The organism is Cytobacillus solani, assembly GCF_006704205.1.
GTDB lineage: Bacteria > Bacillota > Bacilli > Bacillales > Cytobacillaceae > Cytobacillus > Cytobacillus solani.
Genome location: NZ_CP041305.1, coordinates 3446685 through 3463236 on the forward strand (window position 1 = coordinate 3446685; position 16552 = coordinate 3463236).

The window sequence follows — 16552 nt, forward strand, 5'->3', positions numbered from 1 at the left end:
GGAGATCTAACAATGAAACATCGCTACTTACCGATGACAGAGACTGATAAGCAAGAAATGCTCGAAACAATCGGAGTCAACTCAATTGATGAATTATTCAGTGATATTCCTGAACGTGTAAGATTTAAAGGGGAATATAACATTAAACCGAAGAAAACAGAAACGGCATTAATGAAAGAACTTACACAAATGGCACAAAAAAATGCCGATTTAAGAAGCCATACATCCTTTCTAGGTGCAGGTGTCTATGATCACTATATGCCAGTGATTGTCGACCATGTGTTATCACGTTCTGAATTTTACACAGCTTATACGCCATATCAGCCTGAAATTTCACAGGGAGAGCTGCAAGCAATTTTTGAATTCCAGTCCATGATCTGCGAATTAACGGGGATGGATGTAGCGAACTCTTCTATGTACGATGGAGGAACGGCTTTGGCTGAAGCAGCGATGCTTAGTGCAGGGCAAACACGCCGCAAAAAAGTGCTCATTTCAAGCGCTGTTCATCCAGAAGCAAAAGAAGTGGTGAAAACCTATGCAAAGGGCCAATATATTGAAGTAATAGAAATTCCGCACAAGGATGGAATTACAGATGTTGCTGCTTTAAAAGACATGATCAATGATGAAATCGCCTCGGTCATTGTTCAGTATCCGAACTTTTTTGGCCGTATTGAACCGTTAAAAGAGCTTGAAGAAATCATTCACGCACAGAAATCATTGTTTGTTGTTTCAAGCAATCCGCTGTCTCTTGGGGCATTAACACCTCCAGGGAAATTGGGTGCAGATATTGTTGCCGGTGATGCTCAGCCATTCGGTATCCCAACTGCATTCGGTGGTCCACACTGCGGTTATTTCGCTGTAACAAATAAATTGATGAGGAAGGTTCCGGGTCGTCTTGTTGGTCAAACAGTTGATGAAGAAGGACGCCGCGGTTTTGTCCTTACTCTTCAAGCACGTGAGCAGCATATTCGCCGTGATAAAGCAACATCTAATATTTGTTCAAACCAAGCATTAAATGCTTTGGCTGCATCTGTTGCAATGACAGCTCTTGGAAAAAATGGCGTGAAAGAAATGGCTATCTCCAACATCCAAAAAGCACACTATGCGAAGGAAGCATTTAAGGCTAAAGGGTTTGAGATTGCGTTTGAAGGTCCTTCCTTCAATGAATTTGTGGTGAAATTAAATAAACCTGTTAAAGAAGTAAATGTAAAGCTTCTGGAAAAAGGCGTGATTGGCGGATATGATTTAGGCCGAGATTATTCAGATCTAAAGAATCATATGTTAGTTGCTGTCACTGAACTAAGAACAAAAGAAGAAATTGATACATTTGTAAATGAAATGGGGGATTACCATGCATAAGGATGATCAAGCACTCATTTTTGAAATATCGAAGCCTGGCCGCATCGGTTATAGCCTCCCGGAAATGGATGTTCCGGAAATAGATATAAACGAACTAATTCCTGCCGGATATTTAAGAGAAGAGGAGCCCGAGCTTCCTGAAGTATCAGAGCTTGATATTATGCGTCATTACACAGCTCTGTCTAATCGGAACCATGGGGTTGACTCAGGCTTTTATCCGCTTGGATCATGTACAATGAAATATAATCCGAAAATCAATGAGAATGTGGCGCGTTACCCTGGATTTGCCCACTTGCATCCATTGCAGGATGAGAGTTCTGTTCAAGGAGCATTAGAGCTTATGTACGATTTACAGGAGCATTTAATTGAGATTACTGGTATGGACCAAGTAACGCTTCAGCCTGCTGCTGGTGCCCATGGCGAATGGACAGCTCTTATGATGGTCCGTGCATTCCATGAAGCAAATGGAGATCATAAACGGACGAAAGTGCTCATTCCTGACTCTGCGCATGGGACGAACCCTGCATCTGCAACAGTTGCTGGTTTTGAAACTATTACCGTTAAATCTGGCGAGAATGGGTTAGTCGACTTAGATGATCTCCGCCGGGTAGTTGGGGAAGACACGGCAGCTCTTATGCTGACAAATCCTAACACTTTAGGGCTTTTTGAAGAAGATATTCTTGAGATGGCTGAGATTGTTCATGCTGCTGGAGGAAAGCTCTATTATGACGGAGCCAACTTAAATGCAGTTATGTCGAAGGCACGCCCAGGAGATATGGGATTTGATCTAGTGCATTTAAATCTTCATAAAACATTTACTGGTCCACATGGCGGCGGCGGTCCTGGTTCAGGTCCTGTCGGAGTAAAGGCGGATTTAATTCCGTTCCTTCCAAAGCCTGTGCTTGTGAAGCAAGGAGATCAATTTATATTGGATTATGACCGCCCGCAATCGATTGGCCGTGTGAAGCCTTATTATGGTAACTTTGGCATAAATGTTCGTGCATATACGTATATTCGCACGATGGGTCCAGATGGACTTAAAGCGGTGACTGAATATGCCGTATTAAATGCAAACTATATGATGAGAAGATTGCAAGAATCGTATGATCTTCCATTTGATAGACATTGTAAGCATGAATTCGTCCTTAGTGGAAAGCGTCAGAAGAAGTTAGGAGTAAGAACACTTGATATTGCGAAGAGGCTATTAGACTTCGGTTATCATCCGCCAACCATTTACTTCCCATTAAACGTGGAAGAATGCATCATGATTGAGCCGACTGAAACGGAATCAAAAGAAACACTAGATGCATTCTGCGATGCTATGATCCAAATTGCGAAGGAAGCAGAAGAGAATCCAGAAATTGTGCAAGAAGCGCCTCATAATACAGTGATTGGGCGTCTGGACGAAACTTTGGCAGCTCGTAAACCTGTCCTGCGCTATCAAAAACAATAACCTGACAAGACTGGTTCTTTATAAGAGCCAGTCTATTTTTGTTCACTGATAGAATTTATAAATCGCTAGTTTGAAAGTATCTAAGATAATTGCAACTGTTAGATAGGGGCAATTGCAAATAAAATCAGTTTTTGGCAAATAAAATAGGGAGATTGCAAATAAAATCTGTTTTTCGCAAAAAAATAGGACGCTAACCACTAAAAATTGTTACGCTGTACATAAAAAATCCTCTGCGCGAATAGGCTAGAGGATTTCACTATTAGTTTTTCGCTTTTATTTTGCCGCCCCATTTTTTAAAGCCGCCTTGAAGTTGAGATAGGTCTTTATAGCCTCTGCGGTAAAGGAATTGTGCTGCTCTTCCACTTCTCATTCCGCTTTGGCAATATAAATAAACAGGCTTGTCTGTACGAAGCTCTTTCAATCGTACTTTCAATTGAGACATGGGAATATTTCGGGCGCCGAGAATATGTCCTGCTTCAAATTCATTCTGTTCTCGGACATCAATTAATTGGGCTTTACGATAACCCTCGCGAAATTGTTCTTCTGTTAACGTCTTGACAATTTTTCGCTGATATAACCATGTAATAACTGAGTAGACAATAATTGCCCCTAACATAATTAGAAGTAAATAAAGGGTATTCAATGCGTCTTTCTCCTTTCAATCTTAGCTAGACCATCTTTTATTATATAGGTCTTTCTTGATATGAGTAAAGGAATTCAGATAAATTTTCTTCTATTTCCCTATTTTCTTCAACTTCCTTTGTTTTTTTATTGTATTTTGATAGACTAAAAACGTACACATAGCAAAACAAATCGTAAAAGAGGTTTTATAATGACAAAAGAAGTTTGGCGTTTTATTGATTCTGGTGCAGGGTCACCTTCCTTTAATATGGCATTGGACGAAGCACTTCTTGATTGGAATAGCGAAGGGAAAATTCCGCCTGTTATCCGTTTTTATGGATGGGATCCGGCTACTCTATCGATTGGTTATTTTCAAAAGGTAGATAAGGAAATTGATATGGAACAGGTGAAGGCACATGGACTTGGTTTTGTCCGTCGTCCGACTGGCGGCAGAGGAGTGCTCCATGAGCATGAACTTACATATAGTGTGATTGTATCTGAGGAGCATCCTGATATGCCAAAAACTGTTACTGAGGCTTATCGAGTGATTTCTGAGGGAATATTGAAAGGATTTCACCATTTGGGAATGGATGCTTACTTTGCCGTTCCAAGAACTGCGGAAGAACGTGATTCATTGAAAAATCCCCGCTCAGCTGTTTGCTTTGATGCACCAAGCTGGTATGAGCTAGTTGTAGAAGGCCGGAAAGTGGCCGGAAGTGCACAAACTAGGCAAAAGGGAGTAATTCTGCAGCATGGTTCTATTCTGCTTGATATAGAAGAAGATAAGCTGTTTAGCTTATTCAAATATCCAAGTGATAGAGTAAAAGAGCGGATGCAAAAAGCCTTTAAAAATAAAGCAGTTGCGATAAATGAAATAAGTAAAGAAAGAATTACGTTAGAGCAGGCAAAAGAAGCATTTAAGAAGGGCTTTGCCGAAGGACTGAATATTGAACTTGAGCCATATGAGCTTTCAGCAGAAGAGCTTGCTTATGTAAATAAAATTGCTAAAGAGCGTTATGAACAAGAAGAATGGAATTTCAAAAGATAAAAGCGGCCTCGGCCGTTTTTTTTTTGCTTTAAAGCATATATAAATTTTAAGTAAAAAGATTATTCGACGTAGTCGATATAAATTAAGTATAAGTGCAACTGCTGTGCCTCTTTCTTCGTCTTTTTTTATAGACTTTTTGTTCTAACTCTCTGTTTTCAAATATGACAAATGTCATCTGAAATAAATGACATAATCCACTAATCCAATATCTTCCTACAGCTTAAGATTAAAGTAGAAAAGCTGGAGGTGGAAAAATGGATTCGATTGTGGTTCTCGATCATGTTACGAAAACATTTAAAAATAAAAAAGCGGTGGATCAGGTTTCATTTTCGATAAAAAAAGGAGAAGTTGTTGCGATTCTTGGTCCGAATGGAGCGGGGAAAACAACATCAATTATGATGATGCTTGGGCTGCTCGATCCAACAAGCGGGGAGGTAAGAGTATTTAACAGTCACCCAAAGGAAAAGAAGATCCGAGAGAGAATCGGTGCGATGCTTCAGGAGGTTAGTGTGATTGATGCTTTAAAGGTGAAAGAAATTATTCAATTATTTAGAAGCTACTATCCAAATCCAATGCCTTTTGAAGAACTAGTCGCATTTACTGGTTTAAATAAGGATGATTTAAAGAGAAGAGCTGATAAGCTTTCGGGAGGGCAGAAACGCCGCCTTGGGTTTGCACTTGCATTGGCAGGAGATCCTGAATTAGTCTTTTTTGATGAACCGACTGTTGGATTGGATATTACTTCTCGAAAACTGTTTTGGAATACAATTGGTGAATTAAAGGCTCGGGGAAAAACGATTATTTTCACAACACATTATCTTCAGGAAGCGGATGATGTTGCAGATCGAATTATTTTATTTAACCATGGAACAATTATTGAAGACGGGACACCGGCAGAAATAAAAGCAAAATTATCCAAACAATCAGTTTCGTTTGCTGCAAGTGAAGCAATAGATATTGCCGATTTAAAGCGGCTTCCTCATGTATCAGATGTATATAAAAGAAACGATAGAATCTATGTGATCACTGATCAAACGGATGCTGTCATAGCTGCATTATTTGAAAAGAAAATTAAAATAAGTGGAATTCAAATCGAACATGGACGTTTAGATGAAGCTTTTGAGCAATTGACTGAAAACAAGGAGGCAATATAATGAGTGCTTTTCGTATGCAATGTAAAGTAGAAATCATCCGTATTTTGCGGAATCCATACTTTGTCTTTTGGTCCTTGCTTATGCCGATCGTATTCTATATTATTTTCACAAAAGTCTTTAATACGAATATTCAAGATAAACAAGAGTGGCAGGCCCATTACTTAATGTCGATGACAGCCTTTAGTGTGATGGGTTCAGCGATTATGACACTTGGAATTAGGCTTGTGGAGGAACGGACAAAGGGCTGGTCTTTATTTATGCGGATTACACCATTATCTGACCATGCTTATTTTGCCGCAAAAATGATTGGGCAAACAGTCATTCATCTATTTTCTATTGTAATTATTTTTATTGCTGGTGCTTTAATTAATGGTGTTACACTAACAGCTTTTGAGTGGCTGATGAGTGGTATATGGATTTTGCTTGGGTCACTTCCATTTCTTGCCTTAGGTACGTTAGTAGGAACGATGAAGCGAGTAGATACCGCTTCTGGTATTTCAAATGTTATTTATATGATTCTCGCAATATCAGGGGGTATGTGGATGCCGATGGATGTGATGCCAGCGTTTATTCAAAAAATTGGGATATGGCTTCCGTCGTATAATTTTGGTAACGGTGCCTGGGAAATCATCCGCGGGAATACCCCAGAGTGGATAAATTTTCTTCTATTAATAGGATATCTTTTCCTTTTCATGCTATTATCTAGTTATATTAGGAGAAAGCAGGAAGCGGCGGTGTAAATTGAATGTCAAAAGGAAAATTAGAGATTTTCCCTGCAAGGTATGGGTTTTTCCCTTATATGTTTTTAATCTATCTATTTATGCCGGGTTACTATATTTACTTTGAGACAGGCTGGAAGCTGTATGCCGGTTATGTATTATTAGGATTATTCCTAGTTACATACCGGCAGCTTTATTTTGCTATGAAGTCATTTACAAATTGGTTGATCCTTCAGATTGCTATTGTCTTATTCTTATCTGTCTTTATTAATATTAATATTGTCTTTTTAGGCTTTTTTCCAGCGCATTTTATTGGCTGGTATAAGGAAAAGAAGCAATTCTTTACTGCGCTGATCCTTTTTGGGTTATCCATCTTCACACCGATCATTATTCATTATAATCATTTAAATCCAAATACCTTATTTTATATTATCCCCTTTATTCTCATTATGTTGTTTTCTCCATTCGGGATTCGTTCAATGAATAGCAAAATGGAGCTAGAAAGACAGCTTGATGAAGCGAATGAGCGGATTGAAGAACTAGTGAAACGTGAAGAACGACTAAGAATCGCACGCGATCTTCATGATACGCTCGGTCATACACTCTCGTTGATTACATTAAAGAGCCAGCTAGTCGGGAAACTGCTAATGAAAGATATTGAACGTGCCAAACATGAAGTCAAGGAAATAGAAAGAACATCAAGGGCGGCATTATCCCAAGTAAGAGAGCTTGTCTCAGATATGAGGGCAATTACAATTAAGGAAGAGCTACAGGCATCTTCTGCTATTTTAGAAGCTGCTGGAATCAGTTTTCAATACCATGATGATTCAATGCTTGAGGATGCTTCTGGAGTTACACAAAATATCGTAAGCATGTGTCTTCGTGAGGCAGTGACGAATGTGGTAAAGCACAGTCAAGCAAAAAATTGTCATATTGCAATCATTGAAAATGCAGGAGAAATGATGATTAGTATTCAAGATGATGGGAAAGGGATGGGGATAAATGATCAGGCAGGCAATGGACTGAAGGGCATCTCAGAAAGGCTTGAATTGATTGATGGGGCATTGAAAATTACCTCTCATAAGGGAACGAAGTTATTGATTACTGTCCCAGTTATTGTGAAGGAGAGAGAGGGGGATGTTGATTCATGATCAGAATCGTAATAGCAGAAGATCAAGGAATGCTTCGAGGAGCACTAGGTTCCCTTCTTGATTTTGAAGAGGATATTGAAGTGATTGCCCAAGCAAAAAATGGAAAGGAAGCACTTTATTTCATTCAAACCCTTGAACCAGACGTCTGTTTGATGGATATTGAGATGCCGCTTATGAGTGGTTTGGAAGTAGCGGAAATATTAATGAAGCAGGGGGCTGATTGTAAGATTATCATTTTGACAACATTTGCCCGTCCAGGTTATTTTGAACGTGCTGTTAAAGCAGATGTTCACGGGTACTTGCTTAAAGATGGGTCAAGTGATGAACTGGCAGAGTCGATTAGAAGTGTGATGAAAGGGAAACGCGAATTTGCCCCTGAGCTGATTTTTGGCAGTATGAAGGATGAAAATCCGCTAACCGAGCGGGAACGTGAAGTGTTAAGGATGGTGGCTGATGGGAAAACAGCTAAAGAGATTTCTGCCATCCTCTTTTTATCTGCAGGAACTGTTAGAAATTATATGTCTGAAATCATTAGCAAGCTGCACGTAAAGAACCGAATTGAAGCAATTAGCATAGCGGAAGAAAAGGGATGGATATAAAGAAAACGAGGCATCGTTAAATGCCTCGTTTTCTATTACTCTTTTAAATCTTCAATTGAATTAATATCCATGTATGCAGGGACAACTAATCCGATTTTTGTCCCTTCTAGGTTTGCACCTAAATCCTCAAACTTACCTTCGAATTCTTTATAATAATCCGCGTGTGTTAATGGAAGCCAGCCTGCGATATGGGCATCAAGGCTTCCCTCAGCAACACCAGCCCACATTGGACCTGCTTCAACTTGACGAAGGGTAATTTTGTAGCCTAGATCAGTTAACACTTGTGCAACCACATTTGTACTTGCGATTTCCGTATCCCATGCGACATAACCAAGAGTGATTTTGTCACCGTCTACTTTTTCAGCACCTTCTGTCCATTCAGCCACCTTATCCGCATTCTCATCAACCCAATTGCGAGCAGCTGTTTCTGGATCTTCCCCATCAGTAATTTGAACCATCACTGCGTTCATATCTTCCTCAGGCCAGTGGAATTGATCCAAAACCTTGTAAGCGGAAGGATGATCCTCGGAAAGCCCATTACGTGCAATGGAATGTATATTTTCTGCATCTCCATAAGTCCCTTTAGGATCTTCTAAATATTTTAAATCAAATTTCGAAAACTTCCAATGTGGACTCCATCCAGTAACAATGATTGGTTCTTCTTTATCATAGGCTTTCTTTAAAGCTGCCGTCATCGCTGCACCTGAACCTTCTACTAATGTCCAGTCATCTAGCTCATATTCTTTAATGACATTAGCTGTTGCTTTCATTAAGCCAGCTCCCGGATCAATACCGATGATTTTGTAATCAACGCTTTCTCCAACTGAAGCTTTAGAAGCCCCATTATCCGATTTTTCTTTGTCGCTGCTTGCGTCATCAGACCCACAAGCTGCTAGACTGAATGCTAAGGCAGGTACCATAAAAAAGGACAACCATTTTTTCTTCATTGTATTTTTCCCCCTTGTTTTTTAATGCCTATATTTTGGGTAATCCGATCAAGGATAATGGCCATAACCACAATCGCAAGACCAGCCTCAAAACCTCTTCCGATTTGAATCTGAGTGACCGCACGGTATACGTCTGCCCCAAGACCGGGTGACCCAACCATGGAGGCAATCACAACCATCGACAATGAAAGCATAATGCTTTGATTAATACCTGCCATGATTGTTGGCATAGCAAGCGGCAGCTGTACCTTGAGCAAACGCTGAGTAGTAGTAGACCCAAAAGCCTCTGTTGCTTCAATGATATCTGCAGGTACTTGCTGGATTCCTAGAATTGTCAGCCGTATCGTTGGCGGTACGGCAAAAATAACAGAAGCGACTACTCCTGGTACAACCCCGATGCTAAAGAAGAAAATTGCTGGGATTAAATAGACAAATGCAGGCATCGTTTGCATAAAGTCTAAGATGGGTGTAATGATTTGTTTTACTGTATTCTTTTGAGAAGCCCAAATGCCCATTGGAATCCCAATAACGACTGTTATTAAGACAGCGGTTAAAACTAATGAAAGGGTTTCAAGCATTCCTTCCCAATAACCTAAATTATCTATTAAGAACAGGCCAATAACAGCAAATAGGGCGATGCCCTTTGTTGCTAGTTTCCACGCTAATAAACCAATAAGGATAATAAGAATATACGATGGAATAAATGCTAAAGCGGCAAAAAGCCCTTCCACAATCCCCTCTAAACTGACAGTAATGGCATCAAATACGACTGCAAAGGTAACTGTTAGCCAATCTACAAAGCGATCAATCCAATCGGCAAGCGGGAGTTTTGGTAATAAGCCTTCCATTAATGAGTCCCTCCTTTGCTTGACTGATCAGCAGCCACTTCTTCTTTTGTTTTTTCTAAAACATTAATGACTTCATTATTTCCTGCGAGACCACCAATGACCGCACCTCTTACAAGAATGCCATAGAGCCGATTGTTTTCATCTACGACTGCAACAGGGATGGTTGCAGTTGACACTTTGTCAAATAAATCTGTTAACAATGTTTCACCTGTTACCTTTTGAACATTCGGATTAATGATTGCCTGTAGTGTTTGCCCGTTCTCTGCAGCTGTCTTTGCATCATCAGCTGTTATGGCACCGAGAAGGATTTGCTTTTTATCAACCACATAAATACTTGAAATCCCAAGCTTCTTCATCATTTGCAAAGCAACTCTTGGACCTTTATCGATTTGAACGGTTTCCGCTCTTTTCATTACATGGCTTGCAGTTAATACCTTTGAAAGATCAACGTCTTCTACAAATCTCTCAACATATTGATTAGATGGGTTCATAAGGATTTCTTCAGGTGACCCAATTTGGACAATTTCCCCATCCTTCATTAAGGCTATTTTGTCACCAATTCTAAGTGCTTCATCTAAATCATGTGTAATAAAGATAATCGTTTTTTCCATTGCGGACTGTAGCTCAAGTAATTCATCCTGCATGTCTTTTCTAATTAATGGATCCAATGCGCTGAATGCTTCGTCCATTAATAAAATATCTGTGTCATTTGCCAGTGCCCGAGCTAATCCGACACGCTGCTGCATTCCTCCGCTTAATTGTTTAGGAAATTGGCTTTCATAGCCCTCTAGACCTACTAGCTTTAAAGCATTTAGTGCCTTTTTCTTTCTTTCTTCCTTATCTACTCCTTGTATTTCCAGTCCATACTCTGTATTTTCAAGGATGGTGCGATGGGGGAGTAAGGCAAAATTCTGAAATACCATGCTGATTTTTTTGCGCCGTACATTCCTTAGCTCTTCTTTTTTCATTTTTGTTATATCTTTTCCGTCAATCAAAACTTCTCCTACTGTAGGATCAATAAGTCTATTTAATGTACGAACTAATGTGGACTTTCCGCTACCAGATAGACCCATGATGACAAAAATTTCACCAGCATGGACATTAAATGTTGCTTGATTGACACCGACTGTGGAGCCGGTTCTTTTTAAAATATCTGTTTTTGAATTCCCTTCATTTAAAAGCTGCAGTGCTTTTTTAGGATTTTTTCCAAAAACCTTTGTTACGTTTTTAACACTTAATTTCACGTGTTGTTCTTTCAAATCTTTCACCTCGTTCAATTGAAACTTCTGGACTAGTAGCCTTTACTAATTAAGCTAATCAGTAATATTTGCCGCGCAATAAGGACCATTTAATTGTATTTGTTTTAAAAAAATAGGGCAAAGCTGGTAAATAGCCATATTCAGCTGTAAACTTTGTACAGTAAAAACTGAACGTACTGTATAACGTGAATCCTTACAATTCCTATCTTTTCCTCCAAGATGCTATGCTATATCCATCTTTACATTCTGAAAAATAGTGGTAGTCTAATAAATGATTATTTCATTTTTGAGGGTAAACTAATGAAATATTGAAACAGTTAATTTTACATTTATGGATGTGAATAATTACATGGATGGGAAAGAACAGCTCGAACGTGTTCGAGAAAGGGTCATTGAAACCATTGCGAAAAATATGAATTTATATGGTATTACCGATTCTATAGGGCGATTATATGGAATGTTATATTTTCAAAATCATCCGATGACGCTTGACGAGATGAAGGAAGAGCTCGGTATGAGCAAAACAAGCATGAGCACCTCAGTCCGCACCTTAACGGATTTAAAAATGGTAGAGAAGGTGTGGAAAAAGGGAACAAGAAAAGATTTATATCAAGCAGAAGAGGACTGGTACCAAACCTTTATTGATTTCTTCTCCATTAAATGGCGTGCAGGAATTTCAATGAACATTGCTGCGATGACTAAATCCATATTAGAGCTTGAAAGGTTAGCAAAATCTGAAGAGGCAGATGAGGAAGTGCGCACTGCCGCAGAAATTGATATTACGAAAATGAAGGCCGCACTTAGTTATTATGAATGGTTAAATCGTTTGGTGGATAGCTTTGAATCAGAAGAGATTTTTGATTTTATCCCGAAAAACAAAGACGAATTGTAAGTTTATTGAAAGCACAGGATCCTGTGCTTTTTCGTTTTTTAAACATTAGTATCTAATTAGAAGTGCAAGCCGCAAAAAATATTGAAATTTGTCTTATTTTGTTATAAACCTATGAATCTCTCTTATTTTCTCCCGATTCTAGTTTTTTTTGATTTTGACAAATTTAACTTCACGTGAATCAAACACAATATGTAGTGGTGTCGAAAATAATTCAGGTACTATATGTTGATTTTAGAGTTCTAGTATGGTAACTTTAGGTTATTCATTAAATCAACTAGATTTAACATAGGTTTGAAGTTACTATCAAAATTGAATATTTTTATTTGAAGGAGTTGTAAAAATGTCTGTTGCATTAGGACAAAAAATGAGTTTAAACATTGAGCGCTTGAATGAAGACATCCGTCTATTTCCTCAAGTACACCCTATCACCTCTGATATGAAAATGACCCACAAAGGGGTATCCCGTTTAGTCATGTTGGATAGGTATACATTTAAAGATACAGAAAAAATAACTCTAACTAATGGGGACTTCGTCGTTCTTACCATCAAAGAAGATCCAAAATTCCCTGCTCGAGGGCTTGGCTATATCCTAGATATTGATTGGGAAAACAAAGCAGCATCTGTTCTAGTGGAAGAAGATTATCGCGGGGTTCTTGATGACCCAGAAGAAGCACAAACTGGAATCATCAAGCGATCCCTAGATGTCATTGAAAAACCGCTGGAGCTTTTTTATGAGCAAATTGCAAAACGTAATGCAACAGGTCTTGCTTCCGTTGAGAAAACAGAAGAGAAAAGACAAGAATGGTTTGAGAAATTCTACCAAGAGCTTGCAAGCTTAAACTTTATCCCTGCTGGCCGTGTTCTATATGGGGCGGGAGCAGATACGGACGTAACATACTTTAACTGCTATGTTATGCCATTTGTTCAAGATTCCCGTGAAGGCATCTCTGAACACCGTAAGCAGGTGATGGAAATCATGAGCCGCGGAGGCGGAGTCGGAACGAACGGTTCCACCTTAAGACCACGAAACACGCTGGCAAAAGGGGTTAATGGAAAATCATCAGGCTCTGTTTCATGGTTAGATGATATTGCGAAATTGACTCATCTTGTTGAGCAAGGCGGTTCCCGCAGGGGGGCCCAGATGATCATGCTTAGTGATTGGCATCCTGATATTATTGAATTCATCATTTCAAAAATGCAAAATCCAAGAATTTTGCGATTCTTGCTTGAAACGACGAATGATGAAACAATTAAAAAATATGCAAAAGAAAAATTAAAATATACCCCTTTTACTGAGCAAGAACTAGCAATGTACCAAGGAATTGTAAATTATAAACAAATTCCAGGACATGGCGGCTTTAATGAGAAAATTATTAATGATGCGGAAGAGAAATTAGCAACTGGCGGAAATTACTCTGTTCATAATTCTGAATTCCTTACTGGAGCGAATATTTCTGTTTGCTTAACGAAGGAATTCATGAATGCAGTTGAGAATGATGCTGAATATGAACTTCGATTCCCAGATGTAGAGAGCTATGATCAAGATGAAATGCGTATCTACAATGAGGAATGGCATAAATTTGGGGATGTCCGCGAATGGGAAAAGCTTGGTCATAAAGTCCGAGTTTATCGCAAAATCCAAGCAAAAGAGCTTTGGAATTTAATCAACATATGTGCGACTTACTCAGCAGAACCAGGCATTTTCTTTATCGATAATGCAAATGATATGACAAATGCAAGAGCATATGGACAGAAGGTTGTAGCAACAAACCCGTGTGGGGAACAGCCTCTCGCACCATACAGTGTCTGCAATTTGGCTGCGGTTAACCTAGCAGAAATGGCAGATAAGGAGAACAAAACAGTAAACTTTGAGAAACTAAAACGTACAGTTGAAGTTGGTGTACGGATGCAGGATAACGTAATAGATGCAACTCCATATTTTCTTGCAGAAAATAAAAAACAGGCTCTTGGTGAACGCCGTGTTGGTTTAGGAGTCATGGGTCTGCACGATTTATTAATCTATTGTGAAACAGAATATGGTTCTGAAAAGGGCAATGAGCTTGTTGATAAAGTATTTGAAACAATTGCGACGACTGCCTACCGTTCTTCTGTTGAACTTGCCAAGGAAAAAGGAAGCTTCCCGTTCTTAACTGGGGAAACAGAAGAAGAGACAAATCGTTTAAGAAAAGCCTTTACAGAAACTGGATTTATGCAAAAAATGCCTGCAGATATTCAACAATCAATTATCGAAAACGGAATTCGCAACTCCCATCTTTTAACCGTGGCTCCTACAGGATCCACAGGAACGATGGTTGGGGTATCAACAGGCCTTGAACCTTACTTCTCCTTCTCTTACTTCAGAAGCGGCCGTTTAGGCAAATTCATTGAAGTGAAGGCAGATATTGTTCAAGAATATTTAGATGCAAATCCGGATGCAGATCCGAATAACCTGCCTGAATGGTTTATTGCTGCTATGGACTTAGCACCAGAAGCGCATGCAGATGTTCAGTGCATTATTCAGCGCTGGATTGACAGCTCTATCAGTAAAACGGTTAATGCACCGAAAGGATATAGTGTTGAACAGGTAGAAAAGGTGTACGAGCGATTATACCGCGGCGGTGCAAAAGGCGGAACTGTGTATGTTGACGGTTCACGTGATTCGCAAGTTTTAACGTTAAAAGCTGAGGAAAACAGCTTCGATGATACGAGCTATGATAAAAAAGAAAAAACGAAACAACATGTTGTACTTGTTGATACAATCAATGATCTTCGTTCTACAAATGTAACGATTGGTTCAGAGGTTGGGAACACATGTCCAGTCTGCCGCAAAGGAAGCGTTGAGGAAATTGGCGGATGCAACACATGTACAAATTGCAACGCTCAGCTAAAATGCGGATTGTAGAATAAAAACGAAAGAAAAAGAAGATGGAGTCTTAGTCCATCTTCTTTTTTGCGTATCAAAATAAAAAACATCATGTCCACCGTACTATTTTTGTGTGTCCTTGATTAAAAATGTATCAAGTGAGTACATCGACGGGAGTGGCTTGCATGTATATAGACGGTGTTTTTTCAGGAGGGGGAATAAAAGGGTTTGCACTAATAGGTGCCTATGCTGAGGTTGAGAAAAGAGGCTTTCGTTTCAAAAGAGTAGCTGGGACAAGTGCAGGATCAATTGTCGCAGCTTTAATTGCTGCAAAATATACAAGTGAAGAAATTTATCAATTAATGGATGAACTTGAATTGGAGAAGTTTCTTGATTCGAGAAAAACCTATATCCCTTTAGCAGTGACGAAATGGGTGTTCCTTTATTGGCGACTCGGATTGTACAAAGGAGATGAACTGGAGAAATGGGTTAAAGAAAAGCTGGCTGCCAGAGGGTTAAGAAAGTTTTCTGATCTTCCTCAGCAGGCACTGAGAGTCGTTGCTTCTGACTTAACCAATGGCCGTCTCGTCGTTCTGCCGGATGATTTAATTCATTACGGCATTGATCCTGGGTCATTTTCAATTGCTAAAGCTATCCGAATGAGCTGCAGCCTTCCGTATTTTTTTGAACCAGTAAAGCTTCATACAAGGGGGGAGGCAAGTATTATTGTTGATGGCGGAGTACTGAGTAATTTTCCGATGTGGCTATTTGATAAAGACAATGTGAAAAAAATACGTCCAGTATTAGGAATAAAGCTAAGTCATAATGCCGTTGACCGACCGAAAAATAAAATCAAAAATGCGATCCAAATGTACGAAGCGTTATTTGAAACGATGAAGGATGCGCATGATTCGAGATATATTTCCAGAAAGCATGCGAAAAATATTATCTTTATTCCAACGGAGGGGGCATTAACAACAGAATTTCAATTAACTCAGGAGAAGAAACAAGCACTTGTCCAGTTAGGAGAGCAATGTGCAAATCAGTTCTTTTCACAATGGACGTATTAGACAAAAATAAAAAAGGTCGAGCTTATTATAGGGAAGCCCGATCTTTCTTTTTGCCTTTTTTTCCTTGAATCACGGTTAAATGTGTGGAAGACTTTTTTTTCGACTTTTTAAGAGATGTTAAGGAATTCCCGGAATTGGTCTTACGGGTATGTCCTTTCCCTAAGTGATTCGTCTGAAAACGCTTTTTTGATTTTTTTGCTGCGCGTATAAAGGCTTGTTGTTCACGTTTTCTTGGGCTAGCTTTATAAAAACGCTGAAAAATATAGTAAATTACAGCACCAACTAATAAAATGACAGCAATCCTTAGCAAAAAACCGGTAGGATTTGAGAACAAATTAGCAGTCATTCCCACGACAGCAAGTAAGATAAGGCCGAGGACTACGAATACTGAAATCCGATTTTTCAAGAAAGCCACCTCCCTATGAGCATGATGAGCATATTTTCTATCTTTTAAACTTGATCTACCTAGAAATTATTCGATATTTTTTGTTATTAACTCGTAAAAAGCTGTCTGTACCTATCTCTATTCTACAGAAAATATGAAAAAACCTCTAGGAAGGAGGCTTAAT

At 39.1% G+C, this 16552-nt stretch carries 15 protein-coding genes; 10 read left to right on the top strand and 5 right to left on the bottom strand.

The window, feature by feature from the left end; translation table 11 throughout:
* The first annotated feature begins 12 nt into the window (after window positions 1-12).
* On the top strand, window positions 13-1359 hold the full coding sequence (gene gcvPA / locus FI644_RS17240; RefSeq protein ID WP_053476988.1) for an aminomethyl-transferring glycine dehydrogenase subunit GcvPA: 1347 nt from the start codon (window positions 13-15) through the stop codon (window positions 1357-1359).
* Window positions 1352-2812: an aminomethyl-transferring glycine dehydrogenase subunit GcvPB gene (gene gcvPB / locus FI644_RS17245; protein WP_053476987.1), complete on the top strand. Its 1461-nt coding sequence runs from the start codon at window positions 1352-1354 to the stop codon at window positions 2810-2812. The genes gcvPA and gcvPB overlap by 8 nt, the downstream gene beginning before the upstream one ends.
* 259 nt (window positions 2813-3071) lie before the next feature.
* Here gcvPB and FI644_RS17250 read toward each other — a convergent pair whose 3' ends face one another.
* Complete coding sequence (locus FI644_RS17250) at window positions 3072-3455, bottom strand: rhodanese-like domain-containing protein (protein WP_053476986.1); 384 nt, start codon at window positions 3453-3455, stop codon at window positions 3072-3074.
* 189 nt (window positions 3456-3644) lie between these two features.
* On the opposite strand from FI644_RS17250, the gene lipM reads away from it, so the two are divergent.
* The 5 genes from lipM to FI644_RS17275 all read left to right on the top strand — a co-directional run bounded on the left by lipM (window position 3645) and on the right by FI644_RS17275 (window position 8104).
* Entirely contained in the window at window positions 3645-4481 is an 837-nt protein-coding gene (gene lipM, locus FI644_RS17255) for a lipoate--protein ligase family protein (RefSeq protein ID WP_053476985.1), read from the top strand.
* A 254-nt stretch (window positions 4482-4735) separates the two neighbouring features.
* On the top strand, window positions 4736-5635 hold the full coding sequence (locus FI644_RS17260; RefSeq protein ID WP_053476984.1) for an ABC transporter ATP-binding protein: 900 nt from the start codon (window positions 4736-4738) through the stop codon (window positions 5633-5635).
* On the top strand, window positions 5635-6375 hold the full coding sequence (locus FI644_RS17265; protein ID WP_053476983.1) for an ABC transporter permease: 741 nt from the start codon (window positions 5635-5637) through the stop codon (window positions 6373-6375). The genes FI644_RS17260 and FI644_RS17265 overlap by 1 nt, the downstream gene beginning before the upstream one ends.
* A gap of 5 nt (window positions 6376-6380) precedes the next feature.
* Window positions 6381-7505 (top strand): sensor histidine kinase, encoded by a 1125-nt coding sequence (locus FI644_RS17270; protein WP_053476982.1) that lies wholly within the window; start codon window positions 6381-6383, stop codon window positions 7503-7505.
* Window positions 7502-8104 (top strand): response regulator transcription factor, encoded by a 603-nt coding sequence (locus tag FI644_RS17275; protein WP_053476981.1) that lies wholly within the window; start codon window positions 7502-7504, stop codon window positions 8102-8104. The genes FI644_RS17270 and FI644_RS17275 overlap by 4 nt, the downstream gene beginning before the upstream one ends.
* Before the next feature lie 35 nt (window positions 8105-8139).
* On the opposite strand, the gene FI644_RS17280 is transcribed toward FI644_RS17275, so the two are convergent.
* From FI644_RS17280 to FI644_RS17290, 3 genes are read right to left on the bottom strand one after another with little or no spacing between them, the layout of a single operon-like run.
* Complete coding sequence (locus tag FI644_RS17280; protein ID WP_053476980.1) at window positions 8140-9051, bottom strand: glycine betaine ABC transporter substrate-binding protein; 912 nt, start codon at window positions 9049-9051, stop codon at window positions 8140-8142.
* Window positions 9048-9899 (bottom strand): ABC transporter permease, encoded by an 852-nt coding sequence (locus FI644_RS17285; protein ID WP_053476979.1) that lies wholly within the window; start codon window positions 9897-9899, stop codon window positions 9048-9050. Before FI644_RS17285 ends, FI644_RS17280 begins: the two co-directional genes overlap by 4 nt.
* Complete coding sequence (locus tag FI644_RS17290; protein ID WP_053477586.1) at window positions 9899-11167, bottom strand: quaternary amine ABC transporter ATP-binding protein; 1269 nt, start codon at window positions 11165-11167, stop codon at window positions 9899-9901. The genes FI644_RS17285 and FI644_RS17290 overlap by 1 nt, the downstream gene beginning before the upstream one ends.
* Window positions 11168-11507: 340 nt before the next feature.
* Here FI644_RS17290 and FI644_RS17295 point away from each other — a divergent pair, with 340 nt between their 5' ends.
* The 3 genes from FI644_RS17295 to FI644_RS17305 all read left to right on the top strand — a co-directional run bounded on the left by FI644_RS17295 (window position 11508) and on the right by FI644_RS17305 (window position 15983).
* The gene (locus FI644_RS17295) at window positions 11508-12050 is read left to right on the top strand and encodes a GbsR/MarR family transcriptional regulator (RefSeq protein WP_142108660.1); all 543 of its coding nucleotides are present in this window, start codon (window positions 11508-11510) and stop codon (window positions 12048-12050) included.
* Between the two features lie 340 nt (window positions 12051-12390).
* Window positions 12391-14952: a vitamin B12-dependent ribonucleotide reductase gene (locus FI644_RS17300; protein ID WP_053476977.1), complete on the top strand. Its 2562-nt coding sequence runs from the start codon at window positions 12391-12393 to the stop codon at window positions 14950-14952.
* 146 nt (window positions 14953-15098) lie between these two features.
* Window positions 15099-15983 (top strand): patatin-like phospholipase family protein, encoded by an 885-nt coding sequence (locus tag FI644_RS17305; RefSeq protein ID WP_053476976.1) that lies wholly within the window; start codon window positions 15099-15101, stop codon window positions 15981-15983.
* Window positions 15984-16008: 25 nt separating this feature from the next.
* On the opposite strand, the gene FI644_RS17310 is transcribed toward FI644_RS17305, so the two are convergent.
* A complete protein-coding gene (locus tag FI644_RS17310; protein ID WP_281176508.1) occupies window positions 16009-16398 on the bottom strand; it encodes an SA1362 family protein in 390 nt (129 codons plus the stop codon).
* Window positions 16399-16552 lie beyond the last annotated feature (154 nt).

Bases quoted from the DNA above. Each gene is read 5' to 3' on its own strand.
- gcvPA (WP_053476988.1), top strand. From the start codon at position 13: ATGAAACATCGCTACTTACCGATGACAGAGACTGATAAGCAAGAAATG.
- gcvPB (WP_053476987.1), top strand. From the start codon at position 1,352: ATGCATAAGGATGATCAAGCACTCATTTTTGAAATATCGAAGCCTGGC.
- lipM (WP_053476985.1), top strand. From the start codon at position 3,645: ATGACAAAAGAAGTTTGGCGTTTTATTGATTCTGGTGCAGGGTCACCT.
- FI644_RS17260 (WP_053476984.1), top strand. From the start codon at position 4,736: ATGGATTCGATTGTGGTTCTCGATCATGTTACGAAAACATTTAAAAAT.
- FI644_RS17265 (WP_053476983.1), top strand. From the start codon at position 5,635: ATGAGTGCTTTTCGTATGCAATGTAAAGTAGAAATCATCCGTATTTTG.
- FI644_RS17270 (WP_053476982.1), top strand. From the start codon at position 6,381: ATGTCAAAAGGAAAATTAGAGATTTTCCCTGCAAGGTATGGGTTTTTC.
- FI644_RS17275 (WP_053476981.1), top strand. From the start codon at position 7,502: ATGATCAGAATCGTAATAGCAGAAGATCAAGGAATGCTTCGAGGAGCA.
- FI644_RS17280 (WP_053476980.1), bottom strand. From the start codon at position 9,051: ATGAAGAAAAAATGGTTGTCCTTTTTTATGGTACCTGCCTTAGCATTC.
- FI644_RS17285 (WP_053476979.1), bottom strand. From the start codon at position 9,899: ATGGAAGGCTTATTACCAAAACTCCCGCTTGCCGATTGGATTGATCGC.
- FI644_RS17295 (WP_142108660.1), top strand. From the start codon at position 11,508: ATGGATGGGAAAGAACAGCTCGAACGTGTTCGAGAAAGGGTCATTGAA.
- FI644_RS17300 (WP_053476977.1), top strand. From the start codon at position 12,391: ATGTCTGTTGCATTAGGACAAAAAATGAGTTTAAACATTGAGCGCTTG.
- FI644_RS17305 (WP_053476976.1), top strand. From the start codon at position 15,099: ATGTATATAGACGGTGTTTTTTCAGGAGGGGGAATAAAAGGGTTTGCA.